The organism is Sandarakinorhabdus rubra (assembly GCF_010994245.1).
Classification (GTDB): Bacteria; Pseudomonadota; Alphaproteobacteria; order Sphingomonadales; family Sphingomonadaceae; genus Sandarakinorhabdus; species Sandarakinorhabdus rubra.
Genome location: NZ_WMHO01000240.1, coordinates 1 through 3,699, shown reverse-complemented (window position 1 = coordinate 3,699; position 3,699 = coordinate 1). Strand labels below are relative to the sequence as shown.

Below are 3,699 nucleotides of genomic sequence, written 5' to 3'. Positions count from 1 at the left end.
GCGACACGCGCCGCAGCACGAACGGCAGCGCCAGCGTGGCGACAGTTCCAACCGGGCCCAGCCCTGCGCCGGCAACCCGGCCGGCCAGCTGCCGGGTGGCAGCGCCGGCAACGGCCCGAAGGGCGAGACTGGTGAGCGGATTGGCCATGAGTCGGTTCCTTTGCCCCGTGAGTATAGCACAGGTTGGCAGCGCTCAGGGGTTCAGCTTCACCGCGCTGGTGGCGCCCGACAGTACGTCCATCGCCGTCACCCAGGTGGTGCCGGCCGGCACGGTGCCGGCAAAGCGCCCCGTCTGGCCGGCAAAGCTGAGCGGCACGGCCTTCCCGTCCGCCCAGGCCAGCACACGGAAGCGCTTTTCGTCCCACAGGCTGCCCGCCGCGATCGGGCAGCCGCACAGCATCGAGACATCGGCCACCACCCGGTCGCCTTCGCGCCGCGCGCTCATGGCAAGGCCCTGCAGCTCCAGCAGCCAGCCATCCCCGGCCAGGCCCTGGCCGGGGATCAGCCAGCGCGTGGTGGTGAGCGTGACGGGCGAAATGCCGGCCTTCATCGGCCCCGAGATGGTGACACGCACATTGGTGGGCTCTGCAATATCGACGAGGGTGGCGAAGCTGCCGGCGCTTTCATCGGCGATACGCTGGCCACGCGGGGCGCCGTTCATGATGCGCGCCGTGTCCCCGGTGCCGCCCTTCACCAGCCCCTTGCCCAGCGACTTGCCGGTGGTGGCATCGGCGAGTTCGACCTGAACCCCGCCCATGCCGTCACCGATGAACTTGGCGCCCTGGCTGAGAACACGCACCACCACAGGAGTGGGCAGTGCAATCGCCGGCGTGGCCGCAATCAGTGCGGCGGCCATCGCGGCAGACCGGTTCAGGCGCTTCATCGTCATTCTCCCTTCAGGCGGGCAGCGAGGGTGTCGGCGGCGGCCCGCATTTCGGCATCACGGTGGCCCAGCCGCTGGGCAGTGATGGCCTTCACATTCGCGACAATGTCGGGCCGGGCGGTGGCCGGGGTCCCGCCATCCTGGCTGTCCGGATCATATTCCAGCGCCAGGCGGATGGTGGCAGCCACATCGGCGCCGTGCAGATGCTCCATCACCCGGAACGCAAAATCGATGCCGCTGGTGACCCCGCCGGCCGTGATGATGTTACCGTCGAACACCGTGCGTTCGGCCACGAACTCGGCGCCGAACAGCGGCAGATAATGGCCCCAGGCCCAGTGGCAGCCCGCCCTGCGCCCCCGCAGCAGGCCGGCGGCGGCGAGGATCAGCGACCCGGTGCACACGCTGGTCAGCCACTGGAGGCCCGGCGCCTGCGCCCGCAGCCAGCCCAGCGTGACGTCATCGTTCATCACCGCCGAGCAGCCAAAGCCGCCGGGCACGCACAACAGGTCGAACTGCCCGGCATCGGCCATGGTGACGGTGGGGACCAGCGCCAACCGGCAATCGCTCATCACCGGATCCATGGTGGCCGCGATATAGTCGACAGTAGCGCCCGGCATGCGGCTCAGAACCTGGGCCGGCCCGGTCATGTCGAGCTGGGTCAGTTGATCGTAGAGCAGGAATCCGATGCGCATGGGTGGGCGCCTCCTTCGCGCCACTTCATAGCCGCGCGGCTGCCGCTTCGCCAGCGATGCCGCAGCGCAGCACGCCGATTGCGGCCCCGGGGGCCCTGTGCTAATCGGCGCCCGCTGAGCAACAGGCGGGCATAATTGCATGTCGAACGAGGCGGCGTCTCCGGCAACGGACGCTCATGCCGATCACGGGCAACAGTCCACGCTCAGGCTGGCGCTGGGCGCCGTGGGCGTGGTGTTCGGCGACATCGGCACCAGCCCGCTCTATGCCTTCAAGGAAACCTTCACGGGCCACCACCCGCTAAGCGTCGGGCCAGACAACATCATCGGTGTCATCTCGCTGATCTTCTGGACGATGATGATGGTGGTGACGGTGAAATATGTCTCCGTCATCATGCGGGCCGACAATCGCGGCGAGGGCGGGTCGCTTGCCCTGCTGGCGCTGATCACGCGCCTGTCGCCGGGCGGCACGCGCTCCGCCCAGCTGGTGCTGTTGGGGGTGCTGGCCACGGCGCTGTTCTTTGGCGATGCCATCATCACGCCGGCGATGTCGGTGCTGTCGGCGGTGGAGGGCCTGACCGTGGTGGAGGCACGGATGGCCCCCATGGTGGTGCCGATCGCAATCAGCATCCTGTTGGGCCTGTTCCTGTTCCAGAGCCGCGGCACCCAGAAGGTTGGCGCCATCTTCGGTCCGGTGGTGCTGGTCTACTTTGCCACGCTCGCGGTGCTTGGCGTCGTCAACATCATGGCCAATCCGGCGATCCTGTGGGCGCTGAACCCGGTGCATGCCGGGCAATTCTTCGCGTCGGCACCGCTGGCGGCCTTCCTGGCGCTGGGCAGCGTGGTGCTGGCCGTCACCGGGGCCGAAGCGCTCTATGCCGACATGGGGCATTTTGGCCGCAAGCCCATCCGCCTCGCCTGGTTCACGCTGGTGCTGCCGGCGCTGATGATCAACTATCTGGGCCAGGGCGCGCTGCTGATCGCCAATCCGGCCGCGGCGGCCAATCCCTTCTTCCTGATGGCACCGGAATGGGCGCGGCTGCCGCTGGTGGTGCTGGCCACGCTGGCCACCATCATTGCCAGCCAGGCGGTGATCTCGGGCGCCTTTTCGGTCACCATGCAGGCCATCCAGCTCGGCTTCCTGCCGCGCATGAAGATCGTCCACACCTCGGCCTCGGCCTTCGGGCAGATCTATATCCCGGCGGTGAACTGGGCGCTGCTGGTGCTGGTGATGTTCCTGGTGCTGGGCTTCCAGTCGTCCTCCAACCTGGCGGCGGCCTATGGCATCGCGGTGACCGGCACGATGTTGATCGACACGGTGCTGGTCGGCGTGCTGGTGCTCACCATCTGGCGCTGGCCGATGTGGTGGGCGGGGCCACTGCTGGCGCTGTTCCTGTTGGTGGACCTGGCCTATTTCGCCTCCAACCTCACCAAGGTTCCGGATGGCGGCTGGTTCCCGCTGGTGATCGGCATCATCGGCTTCACCGGGCTCACCACCTGGTCACGCGGGCGGGCGCTGATGCAGGAACGCCTGCGCGAATCGGTGATGCCGATCGAGCTGTTCATCAAGTCCGCCGCGAAGGCTGCCACGCGCGTGCCGGGCACAGCGGTGTTCATGACCACCTCCCCCACCGGGGTGCCGCCGGCGCTGATCCACAACCTCAAGCACAACAAGATCCTGCACGAGCGCATCATGCTGCTGACCGTGGCGATCGACCAGGTGCCCTTTGTCTCCGACGAGGACCGGGTGGGCGTGCGCGAACTGGGCAACGGCTTCTACCGCATCCTCATCCGCTATGGCTTCATGCAGGAGATCGACATCCCGGCCGTGCTGCGCACCGTCGAGAACTGCGGCCCGCGCGTGAAGATGATGGAAACCAGCTTCTTCCTGTCGCGCCAGACGTTGCTGGCCAGCGACCGGCCCGGCATGGCGATCTGGCGCGAACATCTGTTCAGCTGGATGATGCGCAACGCCGAAAGCGCCATGGACTTCTTCAAGCTGCCCACCAACCGGGTGGTGGAGCTGGGGTCTCAGGTGGAGATCTAGCGCAGCGCGGCCAGTGCGCATGGCGCAGCCAAGCGCACGGACTCGCGCAAGCGCGGCCGGCGGGGCGGCGCGCGCACCGG

At 67.8% G+C, this 3,699-nt stretch carries 3 protein-coding genes; 1 reads left to right on the top strand and 2 read right to left on the bottom strand.

Features of this window, described 5'->3' with window-relative positions; translation table 11 throughout:
• Window positions 1–193: 193 nt before the first annotated feature.
• Both GJV64_RS12535 and GJV64_RS12530 read right to left on the bottom strand, forming a co-directional pair.
• Entirely contained in the window at window positions 194–883 is a 690-nt protein-coding gene (locus GJV64_RS12535; RefSeq protein ID WP_164157603.1) for a hypothetical protein, read from the bottom strand.
• A gap of 2 nt (window positions 884–885) precedes the next feature.
• Complete coding sequence (locus tag GJV64_RS12530; RefSeq protein ID WP_164157601.1) at window positions 886–1,575, bottom strand: DJ-1/PfpI family protein; 690 nt, start codon at window positions 1,573–1,575, stop codon at window positions 886–888.
• Between the two features lie 139 nt (window positions 1,576–1,714).
• Here GJV64_RS12530 and GJV64_RS12525 point away from each other — a divergent pair, with 139 nt between their 5' ends.
• A complete protein-coding gene (locus GJV64_RS12525; protein ID WP_164157599.1) occupies window positions 1,715–3,619 on the top strand; it encodes a potassium transporter Kup in 1,905 nt (634 codons plus the stop codon).
• Window positions 3,620–3,699: the final 80 nt, after the last annotated feature.

Excerpts from the sequence above, each read along its gene's own strand:
- GJV64_RS12535 (WP_164157603.1), bottom strand. The coding sequence starts at position 883 with ATGAAGCGCCTGAACCGGTCTGCCGCGATGGCCGCCGCACTGATTGCG.
- GJV64_RS12530 (WP_164157601.1), bottom strand. The coding sequence starts at position 1,575 with ATGCGCATCGGATTCCTGCTCTACGATCAACTGACCCAGCTCGACATG.
- GJV64_RS12525 (WP_164157599.1), top strand. The coding sequence starts at position 1,715 with ATGTCGAACGAGGCGGCGTCTCCGGCAACGGACGCTCATGCCGATCAC.